Genomic DNA, 23,056 nt, shown 5'->3' with positions numbered 1-23,056 from the left:
TTCAACTTTAAATAATTTGTTTAATATTACAATTCAAAATAAAAGTTATAAAAAAAATACGCATCATAATAACCTTATTTGCAAATGCAATGCTAATAGCACAAACCCCTTGTCAAAACGGATTTGCTGGTGATTATCCTTGTAGTGGCTATGATTTGCTTTCAGAAATGGCAGCGTCAGAATTTGGTTCAAACAATGCCAATGATTCTTGGGGTTGGACAGACCCAGATACTGGCTCTGAGTATGTTTTGCTGGGGTTGGATGATGGTACTGCTTTCATAAATATAGATGATCCCATAAATCCCATTTATCTAGGAAGGTTAGATACGCATACTACCAGCAGTATTTGGAGAGATGTGAAAACTTATAATAACTATGCATTTATTGTAAGTGAAGCAACGGGACACGGTATGCAAATTTTTGATTTAACTCGTTTAAGAAGCGTTACCTCACCTCCAGAAAACTTTACAGAAGATGCTCATTATAATGGTTTTGGAAATGCGCATAATGTAGTTATAAATGAAAATCAAGGATATGCTTATGGTTTGGGAACGAGCACCTATAACGGGGGTCCCCATTTTGTAGACATTTCTGAGCCTTTAAATCCAACCGCAGCTGGTGGATATCCGCTCGACTTTTATAGTCACGATGGCCAAGTAGTTACCTATAATGGCCCGGATGCAGACTATACAGGAAGAGAAATTTATATAGGAAGTAATGAGAGTTATATTTCTATTGTAGACATTACAAACAAATCCAATCCAATAGCAATTTCAACCGCCACCTACCCTAACACAGTATACACACATCAAGGTTGGTTTACAGAAGACCAAAGATACTTTCTTCTTGGAGATGAAATAGATGAAATAAATATAGGTTTTGAAACCCGTACTATTATTTTTGATTTTAGCGATCTCGATGATCCCCAACTGCATTTTGAATATTCTGGGCCTACCTTTGCTACAGACCATAACGGATATGTAAAAGGCGACACCTATTATCTTGCTAATTATTCGGCCGGAGTGCGAATGATTGATATTAGTGATATAGAAAATCAAAATATAACCGAAACAGGTTTCTTTGATGTTTTACCTGCGAACAATACAGCCTCTTATAATGGAGCTTGGAATATCTATCCTTATTTTGAAAGTGGCACCCTATTAATTTCTACACTCAATTTTAGTGACCCTAGTTTTATTCCAGGGATGGTATTGATTCGTTCAAGTTCTTTAGGGATTACAGATTTTGAAGCCAACGAAATTACCATTTTTCCAAATCCGGCAAGAAGTGAACTTAGCATTAATGGGAACAACAAACTAATTTCTAAAATTGAGCTTTTCGAAAATACAGGCAGGCTACTCTTTTCAAAAGAAATTAATAGCCTATCGACTACTATAGATGTTTCCAAATACGCCAAAGGGGTATTCTTTCTAAAGATTAATAATGCTGTTGTAAAAAAAGTGATACTCCATTAAGTTATAATTTAACAGCTACTTAACTTTATTTTTTAATGATTTTTATTGTTTCAGTGTTTTGTCTATCTGACAAAATAGGTGCCAACAGCCTGTTTGGTAAAACCTATTTTTAAAATAGCACCCTTTCCTTTAACATTCATTAGTTTTTGCCCCAGTAAGTTAAAAAGTGTCACTCCCATATTACTTTATGAAGATTTTATAGTGACAAAGCTTGGATTAGGGTTGGGATAGTAACTCACATTGAAGCTTGACAGATACGGTGTAGCTAAAATCATTTTTTCAAATACACGAGCTTGTAAAGAATTAGCACCATAAACGCTGTTAAAAGGAGTCCCAATGGCAATAATACTGCATTCTCGATATAGGCTTATAGACCTGCGAAAAAAATCACTTCCTATATCTCCAGTTAGCGTCGCTGTTTTTTGCTTCCAATCTGTACCGTTCTAATCATACCAGTTCTATTTTTTGTAACATTTATATAAAACGTTTAGTGAATTAGTCTTTCATATATAGTCAGAATTAAATCAGCGAAGTCAAAGCACTCTCCCCAATTAGAACAGTTTTATCATAAGCTCCTTTTTCAAAATGAACAGCACCAATATTTAACCAAATATTTCCATTCTCATTTTCTATATTTATCTTTTTAAATAAGTCTAAAGCAAGCTCAAAATTATTGATGTCGTAGCACACCAACCCTAGATTATTTAGTATCTCTCCTTGAGCAGATTCTAAATTTCCTTTCCTACATCTATCTAAGCTTAGTATATAATATCGTATTGCCTGTCGACCCATGTTTTGTACCCGATAAATATTTCCAAAATTTGCATATTTCTTGGTTAAAAAAGTAGGGTCTTCCAATTTTTCTATGAGCGTGGGTGCCTTTTAAAGCATAACTTCAGAACAATCATAATTACCTTTTGCGTAAAATTCAATAGCACGCTCGTTAGGCGTTTTGGCCATTTCTTTCTTACTATTTTTACGTTGTGCTCATTGATAATGATCGTTTGTATATATTAAAACCAAATCAGGATGCGCAAAACTATTTTTAATATGATATTCAGTTAGCGCATCAAACCGAATGGAATCTAATTGCGGTTCATTATTCCAAATCAATCGCAAGGAATCATCACTAGTTTGTGTTTTTAAAGTATTATCCTTAAACAATAATAGACTCGAAATAAGAAGAAATATAGCTTTTATAACGTTCAATACACATTCACTTTTTTTCTAAAATCAACTAAAATAGTCTATTACCAAACAGTGCCTTTAAGCCAAAGATGCTATACTTTGGAAATAAAAAGTCATTCACTAATGTTTAAACAAATTCATTTAAAAATTTGGTCATCTATATCGCTACACGTTACATTTGTATTGCGAAAAAAACACAAGAGTTTTTACTGATCATAACTCCTAAGTGTATCAATTACAAAATAGTGCTGAAAGTAAAAAGCACTTTTAAAAACACTCCCAAATAAGTGGGAATATATTTATGAAAGAAACAGCATTAAGTAAAATACACGAAGCCCTTGGGGCAAAAATGGTTCCTTTTGCAGGCTATAATATGCCTGTTTCTTACGAAGGCGTAAAGGCAGAACACGAAACCGTGAGAACTGGTGTAGGTGTTTTTGATGTTTCGCACATGGGTAATTTCTCGTAAAAGGCCCCAAAGCGCTTGCTTTAATTCAGCTCGTTTGTAGCAACGATGCATCAAAATTGGTAGATGGTCAAGCGCAATACAGTTGCTTGCCTAACTCAGATGGTGGTATTGTAGACGACCTTATTGTATACCGTCTTGAAGAAGAACAATGGTTGCTTGTTGTAAATGCATCTAATATCGATAAAGATTGGGCGTGGATTAACAAACACAACCACGTGCATGCAGAACTAAAAAATATAAGCGAAGGATATTCTTTACTTGCCATTCAAGGCCCAGATGCTATTGAAGCAATGCAATCCTTAGCGAGTGAAGATCTTTCAGCTATAAAATTCTACACGTTTAAGGTTTCAGATTTTGCAGGAATCGAAAACGTTATTATAAGCGCAACCGGGTATACAGGAAGCGGCGGATTCGAAATTTATTGTAAAAACGAAGAGGTAGCTCAAATTTGGAACAAAGTACTAGAAGCAGGAACCGCTTGGGGAATCAAACCAATAGGGCTTGCGGCTCGTGATACACTGCGTTTAGAAATGGGCTATTGTCTCTACGGAAACGATATAACAGACACCACTTCCCCTCTTGAAGCTGGATTGGGATGGATTACAAAATTTACCAAGGATTTTGTAAACAGTGAAGCACTTAAAAAACAAAAAGAACGCGGTATTGATAATAAATTAGTCGCCTTTGAGCTCAATGAACGGGGAATCCCAAGACAAGGCTACGATATCGTAGATAATAACAGTAATAAAATTGGTGAAGTAACCAGCGGCACCATGTCGCCATCACTAGGCATTGGAATTGGCCTTGGCTATGTTACCATTGCATTTAAGGACGTTGGATCACAAATTTATATTCAAATTCGTAAAAATGCGGTACCTGCGACGGTGGTAAAATTGCCTTTTTATAAAGGGTGAAACAATTTATTTTAAAAGATAAAATTAAGATCCTTTCCCCAGCGGTTATAAATTAGTAATTAAAAAAATCTTGTGCATAAGGGAAGTTGGATTTCGGTTATAAGACATAATTAAACGCTGGCATATTCTTTCAAAATTAAGATGGGAGTACTTTTTTAATTACCCAATGAGCAAATAAACTTTTAAACCCACAATCCTTTTTCGTGCAAGACTACCAAAAAATTCTAAACAACATTCACAAAACACTTTCCCAAGTAGAAAATAAAGGCGAAGTAGCTAACTATATTCCTGAACTTGCAAAAGTCTCAAAAGACAAATTTGCTATTTATTTAAATACGATTAATGCGAATAATTTTGAAGTTGGAGATGCAGAAACAGCTTTTTCTATTCAAAGTATTTCAAAAGTGTTTTCACTCGCCATGGCATTTGCCAATCAAGGAAACAAACTTTGGGAGCGCGTTGATGTTGAACCGTCGGGAAATCCTTTTAATTATTTATCCTTGTTGGAGCGGGAAAAAGGCATACCACGCAACCCTTTAATAAATTCGGGATCCATTGTCATTGCAGATTGTTTGGTAAGTTCTTTAGAAAATCCCAAAGAAGATTTCTTACAATTTGTACGAGATTTAGCAAATGACCAAAGCATTGATTTTGACAAAAAAGTAGCCGAATCTGAACATAAAACAGGATTTAGAAATTATGCCATTGCCAATTTATTAAAGTCCTTTGGCAATCTGGAAAACGAAGTAGAAACCGTGCTCGATTTCTATTTTCACCAATGCAGTATTGCTATGAACTGTAAACAATTGTCCAATGCCTTTTTTGCCTTTGCCAATCAAGGTATTTGTATGGGTGGAAATGCCTGTTTAACGGCGACACAAGCAAAACGGATTAATGCTATCATGCTCACCTGTGGTTTTTATGATGAAGCCGGTGAATTTGCTTTTGAAGTAGGATTGCCAGGAAAAAGTGGCGTTGGTGGCGGTATTGTAGCATTATTACCCAACGAATTTGTAATTACTACTTGGTCCCCAGGACTTAACGACAAAGGAAATTCGTATCTAGGAATGAAAGCCTTAGAGCAATTTACTACCCAAACAAAATCTTCTATTTTTTAGAGAACATAGTATATGAAACTCAAAAAACACACGGTTTTAATTTTAGGCGCCAGCGGTTATATTGGCAATGTTATTTATAGAGAGCTATGCCATTATTTTGATACCTGCGGAACGTATGCTTCAGCTTCTGAAACATATAAAGACAATCAAGCCTTTTTTAAATATACAACCGACAAACAAAATATAGATTCTATTTTAGCTGAAATTAAACCAACGATTATTATTTCGGCCATTGGAGCCAACCGAAAAAATCAATTACCGGAGTACAAAAAGATTTGTGCGTACGTCGCAATAAATCATCATAGTAGATTCTTCTTACTATCTTCTGTTGCTGTATTTGATGGTACTTTTGAATTTCCATCGTATGAAAATAAGCGTCCTATTTCGGTTACTGATAAAGGTAAATTTTTAATTGCAGCTGAAAAATTAGTGCAAAGTGAAATTCCTGCCCAAGCAGCGATTTTAAGATTGCCATTAGTATTAGGAAACAACTCTCCTATTATCACGCAGCTTAGGCAAGCAACAAAAAACCACGCCAATTTTGAAGTGTATCCAGATACGATTGTAAGTGTTACCACTGCTTTTAAAATTGCGCAACAAATCCATTATTTAGCCAATAGATCTGAAGATGGAATTTTCCATCTTTCTAGTGAAGATGTGATCCACCATCACGATCTTTTTGCTGAAATTTGTGAAAAATACAATGGTTCATTTCCAATTTTCAAAAATGTGTACGGTAGCAATGAAGATCGGTTTTTAGCCATCCTTCCAAAGCTAAAAAAACTTCCAAAAACATATCGAATTACCGTTGCTGAAGTTATTGAAAATTGTATCTTAGAAGATATTGTAACATTAAGAAATTAATAATAACTGTAAATTAACTAAAACAAGTCTGTTTGAGCTTATAGAGGACCTTTGCTCATAAACTTCGCCAAGCTCAGGCTAAAAACATTAAAAATTCAACTATGGAAAAACTTACTGAAGAACAAATCCAAGAAAGATTAAAAAGTTTTGAAGGTTGGGATTATCACGATGATGCTTTGCACACGGTTTTTGAGTTTGAAAACTTTAAAGAAGCCTTTTCTGCGATGACAAGAATAGCCTTTGAAGCCGAAAGATTAGGCCACCACCCAGAATGGAGCAATGTATATAATAGCTTAGAAATATTCTTAACCACCCACGATGCAGATGGAGTTACTGAAAAAGATTTTGAATTAGCGGAAATTATTGATGCTTTAATTGGGTGATTTATTGTAAAATGACTTTATTATCAGAATCAATAATACCTGATTCATCTAGCGAAGAACTACTGTAAAAATATATTTTATAGTAGTTTTTCGCTTTTCAAATAGAATCGAGACGTAAAAAAAATAAAAGCTTACAGTTAACTTTAAAAAAGGTAATATTTCTTATTTTTGGTAAAAACCAATCAAATGAAACAATTTTACACGACTCTCTTTTTTGTACTGCTTCTTTGTAGCACTGCAGTGTCGCAAGAAAACCGAAGCTACGACGGTATAGATAACAATATCGCCAATCCGTTATGGGGGGCGGCAGAAACAAACTTTAGAACCTTTACTACGGTGGCATATAGCGATGGGATTAGTGAACCTGGAGCACCAGATAGAGCCAATGCTAGAACAGTGAGTAATGCGCTAGGAAGCCAAGAAGAATTTCTTGCAAATGAATTAAACCTAAGTGATTATGTTTGGGGCTGGGGTCAATTTATTGACCACGACATCAATTTAAACGATGATGAGCCAACTGAGCCATTAAATATAATGGTTCCTAGTTGTGATCCTATGTTTGATCCTGCTTGTACTGGAACGAATGAAATTAGAATGTTTAGATCTATTTCAGATGACGCAACCGGGACTTCGGTAGCAAATCCACGCAGGCACGTAAATGCAATTACATCTTATATAGACGCATCTATGGTCTACGGAAGTGATGAAGTTAGGGTGGCTTGGTTACGAACGGGCGTTGACGGTTTATTTAAAACGTCAGCTGCTAATGGATTGCCTTGGAATACTGTTGATGGCCAGTTTGACAGTGCTATAGACACTACAGCTCCATTTATGATTGTTGATGGTCCCGAGGTTCCTGAAAAGTTTTTTGTTGGTGGTGATGTTCGTGTTAATGAGCAACCAGGACTTGCTTGTTTCCATACTTTAATGGTTCTTGAGCATAATAGACAGGCAGTACTTCTCAAAATAGATAATCCAAGCTGGAATGATGAAGAAATTTTTGAACGTGCTCGTAAAATTGTTGGAGGCATCGTACAAGCCATAACCTATGAAGAGTTTTTACCTACCATTGGTGTTCAATTGCCGGCATACACAGGCTACGATACTTCAGTAGATGCAAGTATTATAAATGTTTTTTCAGCAGCTGGTTATCGTTTTGGTCACACAATGGTTAATGGAAGATTAATTAGAATGGAAGAAAATGGTGATGATTTTAATTTTGGGGCCATCGATTTAAGAGATGGGTTTTTTAATCCAGATATTTTAAGAACAGAAGGTGGTGTATCTCCTTTTTTTAGAGGAATGGCTGCACAAAAACACCAACTAATTGATCCGTTAATTATGAACGATTTGCGTAATTTCCTTTTCGGACCTCCAGGATCTGGTGGTATCGATTTGCTTGCGACTAACTTTAGCCGTGCAAGAGAAAGAGGCGTAGCAGATTACAATACTATTCGCGTGGACATAGGACTTGCTCCACACGCAACTTTAGCAGACTTAACGAGCGATATAGTGTTACAAACAAAACTATCTACGGTATATGATGACATTAATGATATCGATCCTTGGATTGGTTTTATGAGTGAAGATCACTTGCCTAATGCTATTTTAGGTGAAGGTTTAAATCAATTATTTATGATGCAGTTTGCCGCGCTTCGCGATGGAGATAGGTACTACTACGAAAACGATCCAGCACTTTCGCAGGAAGAAATAGCCGAAATTAAAAACACTACACTATCCCAGGTATTATTGCGCAATACAGATATCGACGTGTTACAAGAAAATGTTTTTATTGCGTTACCAAGAGACCAATTAGACGTTGAATTCTTTCCTTTTACGGGTGTAATGAATATGAATTTAAAAGCATATCCAAATCCAACTCAAAAATACTTTGAGATTAGCATTGAAGCTCGCAGACCTTCTATGGCGACCTTAACTATTTATGATCTTAATGGAATTGTAGTTCAACAAAAGCCTATTGCTATCTGGCGAGGAATTACCGAGCACGAATTTGAACTTTCTGATGCATTGGCTAACGGGACCTATGTAATCTCATTAACTAGCGTCGTTGGTAATGGTCAATTAAAATTGATTAAGAATAAATAGAACCACTATTCTTCAATATAACATAAGACACTATTGTCAAAAAAAGCTCCCACTTTAAAAATGGGAGTTTTTTGTGAGTTAAATATAAATCAAACAGGACCCTATCTTTTGTTTTCTCATTAGATTTGTAGAAAAAGACTAATTATGAAAAAAGAATTTTTATTTGCCCTTGTATTCTTATTACAAGCAGTCGTAATAGCTCAAGTAAAGGAATTAAAAATTGAAGAAGAACGACGAGGAAACAGAATTATGTTATATGGTCTCAATGAAACGTTATCAGATGTTGAAGCAACCGTAGAAGTTGAGGGAAGTGGATTTAGACAAAGCAAACGCAAACCAAGAGGCATTTTAGTTCCTGCTACTTCAAAAGTACATTTGATAAATCTAATGGTAAACAAAGGCGAAACCCCTCAATACAAGGTTAAACAAACGGTTTCTGATAGTATTTCAAGAAGAGTATTGCGTAAAGAAGCTACTCCAATACGAATAAACCCCAAAGTGCCAATCATACTTTATGTTACTGAAAAATGTCAAACTTGCGATACATTAGTCGCTCAATTAGAACGAAGTGTTTATAAGTACGAAAAGACCAATTTGGCAGAAAACCCTGAAACTAAAAAACATGTTGGAAATGCAATGAATCGACTAGACACCATTTCAACACCCATATTTAACATAAAAGGCTTATTAAACACCGAAGTATTAGACTATAAAGATGTTGAAGAAAAATTGATTAACGGTAATTAATTCAATAGCTAAGATTAAAAAAACATTTCAGAATTCGCAATTTGAAAAGTTTTTTATGCCCAACATTATTCCTTTTCTGTTGAGGAATCTAAAATGTTATCTATTATAATTTTTAAAGTTTCGTTCTTGCTTGTTATGGTGGCCCCGAAACCCGAGATAGTTTATTCGTCTTCTTCCAGCGGTGGATGGCCGTGAATTTGTTCATACACTTCGTCAAAATTAGTGCGAATGTATGATCGTAATTTTAAGCGATAATCATTCTCAAGCCACGTAACGAAATTATGTGTGCTCTTACTAATACATTTTGAATATCGCAATATTCTAAAGTCAATATCTTCGCCTAGTTCCTTTGCTAAACCTAGAGCATCAAACATATCATCACTATTTTCAGTACAAATATAGGCGTGTTGAGCAATAGAACGCTCCAGTATTACCTTGGAGGTTTCCCCTTGTCTTACTGAATCTGTATAGGCGCCTTTGATATCAAAACCTACTTCTTCAGAGTTTTTGAATTTTTCTCTAAGCTCATCGGGCATTTCATAGAAAAAGTAGCTTTCCAGCTCCTCATCATCCATGATATTATCTAAATAATAATTGGGAGATCTAAAGATGCGTTGCCAATCCAAGTCGGCGCCCCAAGGACCAAATCTGTGAAAGTTATTTCCTAAATCTATTACATCGAATGTCGTTTTGTTTTTTAGAACACGAGAACCACGACCAATCATTTGATAATAAAGTGTTAAAGACTTCGTCGCACGATTTAAAATAATGGACTTTACCGATGGTTCATCAAATCCAGTAGTCAATATACTAACCGAAGTTAAAATAGCATCTGGTGTTTCATGAAACCATTTTAGGATTGCTTTACGTTGCTTTTTTGTGGCGGTATTATCAAGGTGCATAACAGGATAGCCAGCATAATTAAATGCATCATATACGTGTAACGATGTATTAATACCGTTATTAAAAATAAGTGTTTTCTTTCCTTTAGAACGCTCTTCGTAAGCTTGCATTAGCTTGCTAAGCATATCGCTCTGGGTATATAAATCTTCAGAAGATTTCACTGTATAATCGCCATTAGCACCTACCTCAAGGGAGGTTAAACCAACATTGTAACTATAGGTATTTGCACGTGATAAAAATTCATTTTCGATAAGTGCCTCAATCGTTTCACCTACAATGAGCTCATTGTAATTATCATTCATTGGGAGCTTGATATTGGAACTCAAAGGAGTTGCCGTAACCCCTAAAATAAATGCATTTTCGAAGTATTTAAAAAGCTTGGTAAAAGAGTTATAATGTGCCTCATCGATAATTACAAGACCCACGTCACTAATATCCATTTTGTCATCTTGCAATCTATTGTTTAGGGTTTCAACCATTGCCACGAAACAACCATATTCATCTTGATCATCGAGGTTTGCAGTACTGTTTACAACTTTATTATTCACCCCAAATTCTGTGAGCATATTGCTGGTTTGTTTGCAAAGCTCAATACGGTGCGTCATAATAAGCACCTTCTTTTTATGGTTTTTTAAATATTGTCTAACAATTTCAGAGAAAATAACAGTTTTTCCCCCACCCGTAGGAAGTTGATATAACAAATGATAATTCTCTTTTCCTTCTTCAAAGGCCTCAAAGATTCTATCTATAGCTCCTTTTTGATAGGTATAGAGGTCTTTTCCTTCCTTTGTTTCATCTAAAATATCTTCAGTTTTTAATTTCAAAATGCGAGGTTTTGGGCAGTTGCAAAAATACGCCCTTTTGTAATCTTTGCAAGGGCATCTTTTTATTTATTTTTAAAATTATCTTTGAATCGAAAAAATTACTTTTAATTTTTATGCATTGCTACTTTAAACTTTATAAGCCATACGGGTATATAAGCCAATTTATCACAAACGATACGCACGCAAAACGAAAGAAGTTTCTAGGTGATTTATATGATTTCCCAGAAGGATCAATGGCCATAGGAAGACTTGACGAACCTAGCGAAGGCTTATTATTAATAACCACCAATGGAAAATACAGCATCCATATTAATAAAGGCAAAATTGAAAAAGAATACTACGCACAAGTAGATGGTAAAATTACCCAAAGTGCTATTGAACAACTAAGAAGAGGCGTAACCATTACAGTAGAAAAAGAAAATTACACCACAAAGAAATCAAAAGTTAACGCATTAACTGAAACTCCACATTTACCTGAAAGAGCAAAGAAAATAAGAGATGAGCGACACGGCCCAACAAGCTGGGTTAGCATTACAGTAACTGAGGGGAAATTTAGACAAATCCGAAAAATGACCGCAGCCGTGGGATTTCCTACCTTGCGATTGGTTCGTGTAAGAATTGGTAATTATAAGATTGAAAATTTAAAAGCAGGAGAAATAAGGGAAATTCACGATGTGCGATTTTAGTCTTTAAAGACTACTATTGTAGCTTTACGACCTGTCAACAAGTTCCATTCATTTCTGGAAATAAGGATGCCTTTATCATCGTATATATGTAACTCTGCAGTATTGGGACCACTGTTTCCTTGATTTAATGCTTGAAAATCTATTGAATTTTTTCCAGGCTCAAGGGTAAGATCAAAGCCTCTAAAATTGCCATCTAGCGTAATATCACTTTGAACGATATCGTCATTAACGTATACACGTATGCGATCTCCATCTACACTTTGATGATCACGATACACTACATTAACATAACCCCCCTTGGTCATAATCTGCCCTAAAACTTGATCTCTATCGTACTCATCTGTGGCTTCTTTATCTTTGGCAAAAGCATTAGGAGCAGTATTTGTTTTGGTGTCTAAAAACTCCTCCTTGTTGGAAATATCAAGAAGTTTAGGGTCCTCTTTTCCTAGTTTTCCATCGTCTTTTACTTCAAAACGATAGTCTTTATTGGAGAGTCCAGGGACCGTTTTTACAGGAATTTGTATTCCTTTAGATTGAGGAACTGCTTGATTTATTGGTTCAAACTTTGGGGTTTTATCAGTTGGATTATCAAACTGGGCAACAGACGCAAGGGAATATAAAAATACTGCGAATACTAATAAATGCTTCATATAACAATTTTAAAATATTATTTCAAAAACCAAACCACAAAAATAGTGTTTACTTCTTAATCATTTGATAAGACGAAACTTTTCCGCTGATTGTTTCAACTTTTAAAAAATAAATCCCAGTAGACAATGATCCTAATCCGTCTACAAAACTACTACTATCTCTAAATATCGGCTCAATAGCGAGTAAGTTTCCAGAAATGGTATACAAATTAATACTTTTAATACTGTTTTGAGGATGTGCTATTTCAATAGAATTCAAAAAGGGGTTTGGTTTTGCGGTAATACTTTTGATGTCTTGGCTTAAAATATCTAAAACTTCTTCTGCATAATTTTCAATTTTAAAATCATCAAAATAAAAGCCATCACCGGGTCTATTTTCATTTGTAAAAGTTCTAAATCTAAATCGGACTTCATTAAAATCTTTGTACTCATTTAAAGGGTAAAACCTATGATTCCAAGATTCATTTTGTGAATAGGCATCTAAATTCTCCCAACTAGCACTGTTATCTATAGATATTTGAAAATTAGAAAGATCAGCTTCTTCATGAGAAAACTTGGTCATAAAAGAAACTAAAGGTCCTGAAGTTTGTGATAGATCAAAAGATTGATTGAGCTCAAAAAAGCTTTCGGTAGCATTCATTCCATTTCCGCCAGGCGAATCTGCAAAACATTTTGTGCCGCTGTAAGAATCATCTAAACTTGTTCCCCATGAAATATTGTTTCCTGTTGCTATCCAATTAGAAGTTCCAGTTTCAGCATTATCAGAAAATAGGATTACTTTTTCTCCAACAAGAATGGTTATACTACTCTTTTCATTTTCAGCATTCCCTTGCTTTGATATAATGTCAAGATCAAAGCTAGCGCCTTCAAAGTCATCATTAATCGCAATGGTAAAAGGTGTTGCTATATTGGTTGCTTTTCCGCGTGCTGCAATGTTTCCATAGTCCGCGGCTTCTGATATAGCGATATTTGGATTATCGGTTCTCAATTCGCAAGTAACAGCAGCATCTGTTACAACCAGACCAACATTCTTTAAAGTAATTTCTAATTGAAAAGAGTCCCCAATAATAGCATCCCCAATTTGTGAATGACTTTGCACATCTACATATCCACCAGCAATCCAAGATTGATATAGCATGGGCCGAATGTTTTCAGATACAAGATCAAGTATCGTACTTGGCATTGGCCAAAATCCGCTTCCTCCTATTTCTGGAGTCCATCCATAAATACCTTCGCTGTGTAAATAATCTCTGGTAGTGCCGCAACTCGTATACCCTAATAGCTGAAAGGTAACCCCAAAAACATAATCATTCTCATCAAGAAATGCGGATGCCCATTCTGAATAAATTTCGAAATCTGGCGGCATGGTATTATAGCCATAAGGCATTAAATGAATACCCGCAGTGGAATGAGTTGAAAAAGCAGTCTTAGGCTCAATTAATTCCAATACATCTCTTACGGCGGCAGTTTCGGGTTCAGAAAATGGCACCTCTCCGCTATAAACTTCTGAGCAAGGATTATCACTTGAGCAAGAACCGTCATTTGCAAATGCGAAACTATAATTTCTGTTTAGATCAACACCTATACAGTTAGCGGAAACCACGCGCCTATTTTTTCTCCACAATCCACCTCCATCTGGATTGGTAGTTTCATTGTATATATAGCCATCAGGATTGACTACTGGGACAAAATAAAGTTCGCGATGGTCTACTAGATATTTAACTGCTGGGTTTGTAGCATAATTTTCCAACAAATAGAACATATAGTTTATGGTAGTTCCCATAGATAATGGCTCGCGCGCGTGATGTAGTGCATCAAAATAGGCTACTGGCTCCTCTTCATCCACTGCTGGATTGTCGCTTATTTTTACCATCCAGATTGGGTTTCCTTCTAAACTTGTTCCTATTTGTTGTTTCTCTGAAACTATTGAAGGGAAATCTTGGCGCATTTCATCTAATTTATCTTCCATTTCCTGAAAGGTATAGAATCCCCCCATACTCCCTAAATCAAAGCCTTGTGTGCTTTTATTATTTTTAATAATCCGATTATTGGCGTCTAAATTTCGAAGTCTCAAATAATTTTCTTGATAATTTGTAACTTTTACTGAATAACTTACGTTTAACAATTGAATGATGTTAAGTTCAGATTGTGATAGCGTAAGCAAATAGTTGTTTTCAGCGTCTGTTTCTAAATGGTCCACAGCAATACCGTGGGTCGCCAATAAAGGAATATCTTGAATGTCATTTAATTGAATTATTGAATATACTTCTTGTTGCGACCAAAGATTAGCCACACACACTATTGATAAGCAAATAGATAATAATGATTTTAACATGTTAAAATTATTATTTATTAGGGGGTTTTTTACGCATTAAAAAGTATAGGATAAACAAAAAAACAGGCACGATGATGTAGATAAATACTTCTATAGGTGAAGTAAAATCTATTGTGCCGCCTTCACCTGGATTAGGGGTTCCTGAAGGAGTTTGAAAGGGTTTAAAAAACAGCATAGTTAGCATCGCTTTTTTTGACGTTTAAATTTCTGAAGAATTACATAAATCTTGTGACAAAATAATACCTAAAAATTGAAAATAGTGTTAACGTAAGCGTAAATATTATTTTAATCTAAATCTAAAATCATACTATGAGACAGCTCAAAATTACCAAGCAGGTTACCAATAGAGAAACTAAATCTCTGAATAGTTACTTACAAGACGTAAGTAAAATTGATATGATTACTGCTGAGGAAGAAGTTGAGTTAGCACAACGCATTAGAGAGGGTGATCAATGGGCTTTAGATAAATTAACCAAAGCAAACCTGCGATTTGTAATCTCTGTTGCCAAGCAATATCAAAATCAAGGGCTTACACTAAGCGACCTTATTAACGAAGGAAATGTTGGGCTTGTAAAAGCTGCACAACGCTTTGATGAAACAAGAGGTTTTAAATTTATAAGTTATGCCGTATGGTGGATTAGACAATCTATTTTACAAGCTATTGCTGAACAATCGCGTGTAGTGCGTCTTCCTCTTAACAAAATTGGAGATATTAATAAAATTAGAAAAGCTTCTATTCATTTAGAGCAAGTGCACCAGCGTGTTCCTTCTGCATCAGAAATTGCAAAAGAATTGGATATGACGGTGAGCAGTGTTAAACAATCATTGAAAAACTCATCAAGAAGTTTATCAATGGATGCACCGTTCCAAGAGGGTGAAAATGATAACAACCTATATGATGTAATTAGTAGTGGAGAAACTCCTAATCCAGATAAAGCGTTGATTCACGAATCTTTGAAAATTGAAATTGACCGTGCTTTAGATACCTTAGCACCTCGTGAGGCAGATGTTGTGAAACTTAACTTTGGTTTAAGTGGGCAACCAGCAATGACCTTGCAGGAAATTGGTGACACTTTTGAGTTGAGCCGTGAGCGTGTGCGTCAAATACGTGAAAAAGCAATTAGACGTCTACGTCAAGAAAGTAAGAGTCATATTCTTAAGAAGTATTTGGGCTAGTCCTTAGCTCTTAGATCTTCATGAGATAGAGGTTTATTTATTTTCGGAAATTATAACTATTTAAAAACAGCTAACATTTATTGTTAGCTGTTTTTTTTGTTCGTTGTTTAATTGTTTAAAATTAATAAGATTGAATAGAGTTCGTTTGTAATGAAAAATTAGCATTGGGTAATATCTTTACTTAGATGCGTAAAACATTTACAAAATAAATAACAAAATCAAGAAAAATATACGCAGCGCTATAATCGCCGCCTGGAGTGCTATAAAATTGGAGGAGGCTGCTATGGTAGCGTAGGAACCGTTATTGTATTTGTATTTCTTTTTATTATTTTGGGCTGGTTAGGACTTAATTAACGCTATCTTAAACCTTGTATATTTTTGAGACAACAATTACAAACCCAAGCAAATAATTAACAAGACTGCTGGGTTATTTACTTATAAATTCTTATTTCCTGCATTATGAAAAAATTATTTTTATTAACCATTGCTGGCATCTTAGTACTTAGCGCTTGCGTATCGAAAAAAAAGTATGTCGCTCTAGAAACTGAATACAACAGCACAAGGTCTACCTTAACAAAAACTCAGGTAGAAAAAGAAGTCTTGGAAACTAAACTACAAAGTATTGAAGACCGTGTTGCAGATTACAATGCAAAAATTCAAGGACTTACAACGTCAAATACTTCATTACAAGATCTAAGTGATTCCAGATTGCAACAATACGGTAATGTTATAGTTTCAAAGAAAGACAAAGAAAAAATGAAAGCTGCATTGGCTAATGTGGATCAAAATGAATTGGCAAATGCAAAAACATTGCAAGACTCCATGAATTTGATCGTTTCTTATAATTTGAAGAAAAACTTAGACAATAGTTTTGTAGAAAACGGAAATGGAAAAGACATCCAAGTTTCTATAGATGAAACGGTAGTTATGATTACAATTTCAGACGAATTACTTTTTAAATCTGGGAGTTATCGGTTAAATCCCAAAGCAAATGGCTTATTACAACGTTTGGCTAATGTAATTAATAGCGAACCTGCTTTAGAAGTTATGGTAGAAGGTCATACTGATTCACAAACGGTAAAGTCTGGCGCCTCTATTAAAGATAATTGGGAATTGAGTGTCGAACGTTCTACAGCTGTGATTAGAACATTACAAAATAAATTTAACGTAGCACCACAAAAATTAATCGCTGCAGGAAGAAGTAGCTTCCAACCATTAACCGAAAACGATACCAAAGAAGGAAGAGCCACAAACCGAAGAACCCGAATCGTATTACTGCCTAACTTAGATAAGTTTTTAGCATTGCTTTCGGCAAATTAATTTCTTTGTGAGTTGCAGTATGCGGTGAAAACTAAAACTAACTATTTATAAGAAAACGAGCCCATCTTTTTAAAAAGATGTACTCGTTTTCTTAATACATTAAAAAAAATAGCATCCACTAAAATCCATACCTCAATCTACTTACTTCGCAGAAGGTGGTGTCGTTGGTCTAACTTCAATCTTACTTGGTAATGTTCTTGGGTTCATTTTTAATAAATCCACCACGAGCTCACCCAAATCTTCAATTTGAATTTTCCAAGCATCTTGATCGCTAGGTTCATTCCCATTAAAGTGAGTGGAAACACTTCCAGGCATTATGGTAGAAACTTTAATACCGTATTTTCTTAAATCCAACATTGCAGCTTGTGTAAAGCCAGTAACACCAAATTTACTCGCATTGTAAGCCGAACCTCCAGCAAAGAAATTAGTCCCCGCTAAACTTGATATAGAAATATAATAACCTTGTGATTTTTTTATAGCAGCTAAACTCGCTTTTAGAGTATAAAAAGCACCCGTTAAATTAGTGTCTATAACTTCGTTCCATTGTTCTAGACTTAAGTCTTCTATACTTCCAAAATGACCTAAACCCGCATTTGCAATTACAATATCTAATTTTCCAAATTCTTTTATTGTAGTATTAACAGCACCCTCTTGATCCTCAAAATTGCGCACATCTGCCACTAAACCTAGGACTTTGGCTCCTTTTAACGCGTGTTTCCCTAAAGCTATGGCTGCATCGTTTGCACGGTCTTTTGAGCGGCTTGTTATTGCAACACTAATGCCATTTTCAATTAACTTTTGCGCGATGCCGTATCCAATTCCTTTTGTACCCCCAGTAATGAGCGCTACTTTTCCGTTTAATTTTGTCATTGTAATTACCCTCAAAAACAGGGGTATATTTTTAAATATTAATGATTCCTTTACCGGTGATAAAAGTACAAAACAACCACCTTTTACGTAATAAGGTTTTCTTAAAATTAAGAAGGAATTTAAATATGAATGATTGTGCAAAATACCTGACAAAAAAATGCAGTCTATTTCTAGACTGCATTTTTTATAAATATTTTTTTACTAGGTAATTATAAAGGAGAAACGGTCACAATTACATTGGCAGTTATACTTAAGTTAAAACTAAAATCATTGTCACAATTACCACCACTACCAGCCTCTATGGTTACTGTAACTAAACCTGTAGGTAAAATTTCTTGAGCAATTGCACTTAATTTAGCAGTATCTGAAAACAAAAACTTTGCGTCTGCTACATCTGAAGCCTTTAAATCCACTTTACCCATATCGAAAGAAGTATTTCCTATTTTCAATACTCCGCTATTTAGAAAAACACCTTCATCTCCAACATAATCGACTACTTCCCAATAAAGGCTATTTATTCTTATGCCATTTACTCTACTATAATTTTCAGAAATTTGGGAGTTTGATTTTAAATCAAATGTCGACATTTCTGAAAAATTTATACATTCGCCAGTTTCATTGGCTGTTATCGCCAAGGGAAAACTTTGAGTAATGTCAGTTACTATTCCGAATTCAAGGGCGTCATCTACTGAGCTTGTGGTACAAAATGTAAAGGCCGTCGCCAAAACGAATAGTGCTAATAAAGATGTAATTTTTTTCATATTATTTGATTTTATATTAATTGATTGGCTGAAATTATTTTAATAAAACTTGAAAAATAAATTGCAGATAAAAGTAATAAAAAAAAATAGAAATTTAAATAGAAATGGCAACATTATCAACTTAACAAATGAACTATACAACGTTTACGTTTAAACCTTTTAGACCATCATATTAAATACATATATCTGTAAAATCACTGCTACGTGGTTCCATGAAACTATTTGTGTTATTTTTGATTTATGAAGTTATTTATAATTGCTTGTTGTACTTCGCTCCTATTTTTTTCTACGGACTTAAATTCCGAAGAAAATGAAAAACAATCCTCCTTGGTGGATATGGCAATCTATCATACCGAGTTTGACTACGAAATTAGATACGCTACTACCAACAACTTTATTGGCGAGCAATTATACGATTGTGCAAAATGCCTGCTCCAACCTGAAGTTGCAAAGGCCGTCTTAAAAGCCAATATGCATTTTTGTGAATTGGGTTATAAAATTAAGTTTTACGATTGCTACCGCCCATTAGCTGTTCAAAAGTTTATGTGGAGCAAAGTCCCTAGGCCTGCGTATGTGGCAAATCCCTACGGAAAAGGTTCCTTACACAACAAGGCTGCTGCCGTTGATATTACGCTCGTAACCTTAGATGGCTGCTTTGTAGATATGGGCAGTGACTATGATTTCTTCGGAAGCGTTTCTCATATTGATCATTATAAACACCCCCCAGAAGTTTTAGCCAACCGAAAGCTCCTCCGAGAAGGAATGCAAACAGTAGGTTTTAGAACCGTAAGAACAGAATGGTGGCATTATAGTTTCCAGCAAGCTTGGCGTTTTAAAACTTTGAATGATAAATTGCCCTGCTTTTAACATTTTTTACAAATAAAAAAATTAAACCTCTTACAAGTGATTTTTAAATAAACATCTAGCGTTTCGTTAAGATAATTCTATTGTAAGTTTGAATTTTTTGCATTATTGAGAAAGGCATTAACAAACCCGCTATTGCATTTTTAATTAAATTTTCTGGAAGTACCTTTAATAATATTATTGATAAGGTTTTGTATTTAAAATATTTGCTTGCGAATCTATGCAGCCGTATAAGAGTAGGCATAATAGCAGTCGAAATATCATCATTTTGACTTATAGAGAACCCATTGGCTTCTGCGATTTCAAGCCATTCAGAAATAGCGTCAAAATGGTTTACCGCCATTGTTTTTTCTATTAATGCTGCTGATTTTTTTTGAGTGCTAGACAAACTTTTAAAATCTTTTGCTCGGAAACCTTCATATAGAATGAATTTACCCCCTGGTTGTAAAACCCTATGAACTTCTTTTAAAAGCCTATCTGGATCGTCAGAATGACAAACAGATTCTAGCTCAAAAACAATATCAAAAGTAGCATCGTCAAAATTGATTGAGTGGAAATCTCCAGAGGTAAAGTTCAGGTTGTTTAGATCCTCCGCTTTTTTTTTAGCGTAGTTTAAATGTTTGTTTGAAATATCTATTCCAAAAAAACTTGAGGCACCATTCTTTTGAGCTAAGAAAGAAGAATTAAAGCCCTTTCCACAACCCAATTCTAAAACTTTATGGCGGTCTTCTATATGCTCATTTATTTCACGAACCTGCTGGTAATAGCCATCATCGTTAAATACCCCGTCATAATTTAGGGCCATATGCACGGCTCCTTCTTTAGAGTGTACTAATTTATATCCTAGATTACTGTCGTGATAATATTGCTGAATTTTAGATTTGTCAATGTTTTCACTCACGATTGTATTGGTGTCAAAAACGGGTTCTATTTTTTCTAAATATTCTTTTAACCTTGCTTCACTTTCAAAGTGCTTGTTATTCATTATCTATTTAATTTAATCATACATGTATTTGCCACGAAATTATTGATTTATCTTCTCGTTTTATTGCTTCAAAAATTATAATACCAAACTCTTTTCTTATTTCAGAGATTATGGCTTAAATACAGTTCATAATTTGACCAAGTCCACGGTTTATTCTCAACCTTGTAAATTCAGTATTAAATTCGCCATTTATTCCATTTTCACCCGGGTTTAAATGATATAATTCATTGGTCAACTTTTTTGTTGTTTCAAGATTAAATTCTCGACGAGATGGTTTTTTCTTTTCTTTTACAAATGTCGTTGCGCTTTCTTGAGGTAAAGAATATGAAATAAAACCATGAGCAATAAATCTTCTTTCTCTATTTAACTGACCAATCTTGTTTTTTTGAATATCCCAAATTGGCTTCAGCTCTTGCAAGTTATTGTCAATGTAACGGGTACTGTTTTTCATTTTATTATCAAAAGAATTACCTAGGTGAGTAAGCAAATATTCATCTCTATTTCTTAGGTCAAACGCTGTAAATACCCCAAGAGATGCAAGACCATATTCAAGTTTGGAAAATGCAATAATAAATGCTCCAGTTGCCTCCTTGATTTTTTTTGTCATTTTCAAAAATATTTGTCATTAGCGTGTTCTTTTGTATATAAACATAGTAGTTTAAGTGCTTCTATGTCGTCCGTTAATTGTTAATGTTGTGTGTCTAATTTTTAATTTAACACCGTCAACTACTGGTTGATTATAAATTTTTTGAAAGGCTGTCTTTATATATGGTTCCAATTTATTCCATTCCTCGATTGGTGAACTTTTGTAGCGTATTGCAAAGTCCTTAACTAAATCGTTTTTTTTTTTCTCGTAATACGATAGTTTTTTCAATAAGCTTTTTATTTACAAACAGAGTCTAATCATTTTTCTATTCAGAAACTACATAGAGTTTTTGTGTGCTTACGTCTCGTATAAGAAACGTAGGGCAGGTTATACGCACCTTCATTTCTGTTTATTACTTAGCTAAATATAAATATTTTGCTTTTATCTTTTTTGTTTTAAACGCCAAATTTTATATTTAGCGGACTTTATAAATAATCAAAAAACTTTTGGTTAAGCACAAACGCCCTATGTTTTTTATACACTGTTGTACACAGTATTATTCTTCTTCTTCAAATCTTACATCTGGATTTCCTAAATATTTAAAGTATTCTAATCTTTCTTTAACGTTATCTATTTCAGTATATAGTTCTTCTATTTCTCCTTTGATAGTATATTCTTTATGAAATGAAAAAAGATAATCAATATAATAATTCACATTACAAAATTCTAATTCAAGAGGAGGTTCAGAATCTATATAATTCTTAAAGTTTTTAGGTAAATCATTTTGAATAAGATGTTTTAATATTTCTTTTTGAATAATGCGTTCTTCACTAAAATCATACTTCTCTGACATAAATATTTTGAACGCCTTTGATTCAGAAGCTATTTCATAGGTGAATATTCCTAATCTATGGCATTCCTCTTTTACTATTTGATAATATTCTTTGCAAAATTTACCAATAGTTTTTCCTATGAATTTCTTTATTCGAAATTCATTAGAACTACAACCAAGCATTTCAGTTGAAATTTTAATATCAAGAGATTCCTCAATAAATCTTATTAATTCTGATTTTGCCTGATTAGGTTGAAAAACACTTTGCATTTGGTACATTTCGTATCTTGAACTCTTATAAAACTTAGCAAGTAAAGAGAGTAATTTTTTATGTGTTTTTCCAAGGTTAATATTTTTATGCTTCTCAATTCTGATATTTAAATCATCGTGATTGTGAGAAATAAGGCTTACTTCAAAATCTTCTTGGTTAGTTCTTTCATTATGTTCAATTAATACAACACATATTTTTTGAAGTCTTTCAATTCCAACCGATATATTATATAGAAATTCAAATGCTTCATCTTCATAATAAAAATGTTGCATTAAATCAAAAGAATAGAGACCATTATAAATAAAATTACCTGAAATACTAAGTTCTGTTCCAAGTCTAAAATTTTTCCAAAATTCTGATGGTGTAAAGCTCATTTTTTATATTGTGTACAACATGTATATAAACCCCATATGAAGTTTATTTCTATTATATCATCACAAATCCAAAAGGTTTATGATGTTTTTATTAAAATTATTTCGTGCCACCTGCGTGCCGGCAGCTTTGTAATGTTTAAAAATACTCTTTATGCTATTTGTTTTATTACGGTTTCCCGTATTCACGCTAATTATTTTTTTCAGGCGATGGTAAAAAAACCGATTTATTTACTAAGCACTCCCCCAGCCTTTCTAAAACACTCTTTAGTTTACCGCTTAGGGTATTGGTAGTGTTCTAGCTTTTGGTTTGTGTTTCTTGTATGCTGGATCATAAAAAGCGTTCCGTATTCGTAAA

21 protein-coding genes and 1 pseudogene are annotated in these 23,056 nt (G+C 34.3%); 11 read left to right on the top strand and 11 right to left on the bottom strand.

Features of this window, described 5'->3' with window-relative positions; all coding sequences use genetic code 11:
* The first annotated feature begins 89 nt into the window (after positions 1–89).
* Positions 90–1,475, top strand: a complete 1,386-nt coding sequence (locus ABXT67_RS13730) for a choice-of-anchor B family protein (RefSeq protein WP_415374611.1) — start codon at positions 90–92, stop codon at positions 1,473–1,475.
* Between the two features lie 519 nt (positions 1,476–1,994).
* Here ABXT67_RS13730 and ABXT67_RS13725 read toward each other — a convergent pair.
* Together ABXT67_RS13725 and ABXT67_RS13720 are read right to left on the bottom strand one after the other, a co-directional pair.
* The gene (locus ABXT67_RS13725; RefSeq protein WP_415374610.1) at positions 1,995–2,333 is read right to left on the bottom strand and encodes a tetratricopeptide repeat protein; all 339 of its coding nucleotides are present in this window, start codon (positions 2,331–2,333) and stop codon (positions 1,995–1,997) included.
* 129 nt (positions 2,334–2,462) lie between these two features.
* Positions 2,463–2,684, bottom strand: coding sequence for a hypothetical protein (locus ABXT67_RS13720; RefSeq protein ID WP_415374609.1), 222 nt, complete (start codon positions 2,682–2,684; stop codon positions 2,463–2,465).
* A 280-nt stretch (positions 2,685–2,964) separates the two neighbouring features.
* Between ABXT67_RS13720 and gcvT the strand changes: the two are divergent.
* The 6 genes and pseudogenes from gcvT to ABXT67_RS13690 all read left to right on the top strand — a co-directional run bounded on the left by gcvT (position 2,965) and on the right by ABXT67_RS13690 (position 9,264).
* Positions 2,965–4,046 (top strand): annotated as a pseudogene (gene gcvT, locus ABXT67_RS13715) (glycine cleavage system aminomethyltransferase GcvT).
* A 203-nt stretch (positions 4,047–4,249) separates the two neighbouring features.
* The gene (locus ABXT67_RS13710) at positions 4,250–5,164 is read left to right on the top strand and encodes a glutaminase (protein WP_415374608.1); all 915 of its coding nucleotides are present in this window, start codon (positions 4,250–4,252) and stop codon (positions 5,162–5,164) included.
* Positions 5,165–5,176: 12 nt separating this feature from the next.
* On the top strand, positions 5,177–6,028 hold the full coding sequence (locus ABXT67_RS13705) for a sugar nucleotide-binding protein (protein WP_415374607.1): 852 nt from the start codon (positions 5,177–5,179) through the stop codon (positions 6,026–6,028).
* A gap of 101 nt (positions 6,029–6,129) precedes the next feature.
* Positions 6,130–6,411: a 4a-hydroxytetrahydrobiopterin dehydratase gene (locus tag ABXT67_RS13700; protein ID WP_415374606.1), complete on the top strand. Its 282-nt coding sequence runs from the start codon at positions 6,130–6,132 to the stop codon at positions 6,409–6,411.
* A 186-nt stretch (positions 6,412–6,597) separates the two neighbouring features.
* The gene (locus tag ABXT67_RS13695) at positions 6,598–8,517 is read left to right on the top strand and encodes a peroxidase family protein (protein WP_415374605.1); all 1,920 of its coding nucleotides are present in this window, start codon (positions 6,598–6,600) and stop codon (positions 8,515–8,517) included.
* Between the two features lie 144 nt (positions 8,518–8,661).
* The gene (locus ABXT67_RS13690) at positions 8,662–9,264 is read left to right on the top strand and encodes a hypothetical protein (RefSeq protein ID WP_415374604.1); all 603 of its coding nucleotides are present in this window, start codon (positions 8,662–8,664) and stop codon (positions 9,262–9,264) included.
* A 161-nt stretch (positions 9,265–9,425) separates the two neighbouring features.
* Here the strand turns inward: ABXT67_RS13690 and ABXT67_RS13685 are convergent, their stop codons facing one another.
* Positions 9,426–10,991: a DEAD/DEAH box helicase gene (locus ABXT67_RS13685; RefSeq protein ID WP_415374603.1), complete on the bottom strand. Its 1,566-nt coding sequence runs from the start codon at positions 10,989–10,991 to the stop codon at positions 9,426–9,428.
* A gap of 113 nt (positions 10,992–11,104) precedes the next feature.
* Here ABXT67_RS13685 and ABXT67_RS13680 point away from each other — a divergent pair, with 113 nt between their 5' ends.
* Complete coding sequence (locus tag ABXT67_RS13680; RefSeq protein ID WP_415374602.1) at positions 11,105–11,677, top strand: pseudouridine synthase; 573 nt, start codon at positions 11,105–11,107, stop codon at positions 11,675–11,677.
* Here ABXT67_RS13680 and ABXT67_RS13675 read toward each other — a convergent pair.
* From ABXT67_RS13675 to ABXT67_RS13665, 3 genes are read right to left on the bottom strand one after another with little or no spacing between them, the layout of a single operon-like run.
* Positions 11,674–12,327, bottom strand: coding sequence for a hypothetical protein (locus tag ABXT67_RS13675; protein WP_415374601.1), 654 nt, complete (start codon positions 12,325–12,327; stop codon positions 11,674–11,676). The two genes, ABXT67_RS13680 and ABXT67_RS13675, sit on opposite strands and share 4 nt — an antisense overlap.
* Before the next feature lie 49 nt (positions 12,328–12,376).
* Positions 12,377–14,662: a M14 family zinc carboxypeptidase gene (locus ABXT67_RS13670; protein ID WP_415374600.1), complete on the bottom strand. Its 2,286-nt coding sequence runs from the start codon at positions 14,660–14,662 to the stop codon at positions 12,377–12,379.
* 10 nt (positions 14,663–14,672) lie between these two features.
* The gene (locus ABXT67_RS13665) at positions 14,673–14,837 is read right to left on the bottom strand and encodes an adenylosuccinate synthetase (RefSeq protein WP_415374599.1); all 165 of its coding nucleotides are present in this window, start codon (positions 14,835–14,837) and stop codon (positions 14,673–14,675) included.
* A gap of 134 nt (positions 14,838–14,971) precedes the next feature.
* Here ABXT67_RS13665 and ABXT67_RS13660 point away from each other — a divergent pair, with 134 nt between their 5' ends.
* Positions 14,972–15,838 carry an RNA polymerase sigma factor RpoD/SigA gene (locus tag ABXT67_RS13660; protein ID WP_415374598.1) on the top strand — a complete coding sequence of 289 codons (867 nt, stop codon included), beginning with the start codon at positions 14,972–14,974 and terminating at the stop codon, positions 15,836–15,838.
* Positions 15,839–16,297: 459 nt separating this feature from the next.
* A complete protein-coding gene (locus tag ABXT67_RS13655; RefSeq protein WP_415374597.1) occupies positions 16,298–17,158 on the top strand; it encodes a flagellar motor protein MotB in 861 nt (286 codons plus the stop codon).
* A gap of 141 nt (positions 17,159–17,299) precedes the next feature.
* Here ABXT67_RS13655 and ABXT67_RS13650 read toward each other — a convergent pair whose 3' ends face one another.
* Positions 17,300–18,028, bottom strand: a complete 729-nt coding sequence (locus tag ABXT67_RS13650) for an SDR family oxidoreductase (protein ID WP_415376997.1) — start codon at positions 18,026–18,028, stop codon at positions 17,300–17,302.
* Between the two features lie 209 nt (positions 18,029–18,237).
* The gene (locus ABXT67_RS13645) at positions 18,238–18,789 is read right to left on the bottom strand and encodes a hypothetical protein (protein ID WP_415374596.1); all 552 of its coding nucleotides are present in this window, start codon (positions 18,787–18,789) and stop codon (positions 18,238–18,240) included.
* A gap of 240 nt (positions 18,790–19,029) precedes the next feature.
* Between ABXT67_RS13645 and ABXT67_RS13640 the strand changes: the two genes are divergently transcribed.
* Positions 19,030–19,656, top strand: a complete 627-nt coding sequence (locus ABXT67_RS13640; RefSeq protein ID WP_415374595.1) for a M15 family metallopeptidase — start codon at positions 19,030–19,032, stop codon at positions 19,654–19,656.
* Between the two features lie 55 nt (positions 19,657–19,711).
* Here the strand turns inward: ABXT67_RS13640 and ABXT67_RS13635 are convergent, their stop codons facing one another.
* The 3 genes from ABXT67_RS13635 to ABXT67_RS13625 all read right to left on the bottom strand — a co-directional run bounded on the left by ABXT67_RS13635 (position 19,712) and on the right by ABXT67_RS13625 (position 22,701).
* Complete coding sequence (locus tag ABXT67_RS13635) at positions 19,712–20,638, bottom strand: class I SAM-dependent methyltransferase (RefSeq protein WP_415374594.1); 927 nt, start codon at positions 20,636–20,638, stop codon at positions 19,712–19,714.
* 115 nt (positions 20,639–20,753) lie between these two features.
* Positions 20,754–21,245 carry a hypothetical protein gene (locus ABXT67_RS13630; RefSeq protein ID WP_415374593.1) on the bottom strand — a complete coding sequence of 164 codons (492 nt, stop codon included), beginning with the start codon at positions 21,243–21,245 and terminating at the stop codon, positions 20,754–20,756.
* A gap of 535 nt (positions 21,246–21,780) precedes the next feature.
* On the bottom strand, positions 21,781–22,701 hold the full coding sequence (locus ABXT67_RS13625; RefSeq protein WP_415374592.1) for a hypothetical protein: 921 nt from the start codon (positions 22,699–22,701) through the stop codon (positions 21,781–21,783).
* Between the last annotated feature and the right edge of the window lie 355 nt (positions 22,702–23,056).

The sequence above is a fragment of the Patiriisocius sp. Uisw_017 genome, from assembly GCF_047731265.1.
Taxonomy (GTDB): domain Bacteria; phylum Bacteroidota; class Bacteroidia; order Flavobacteriales; family Flavobacteriaceae; genus Patiriisocius.
This window is presented reverse-complemented; position numbering and strand designations above follow the sequence as displayed.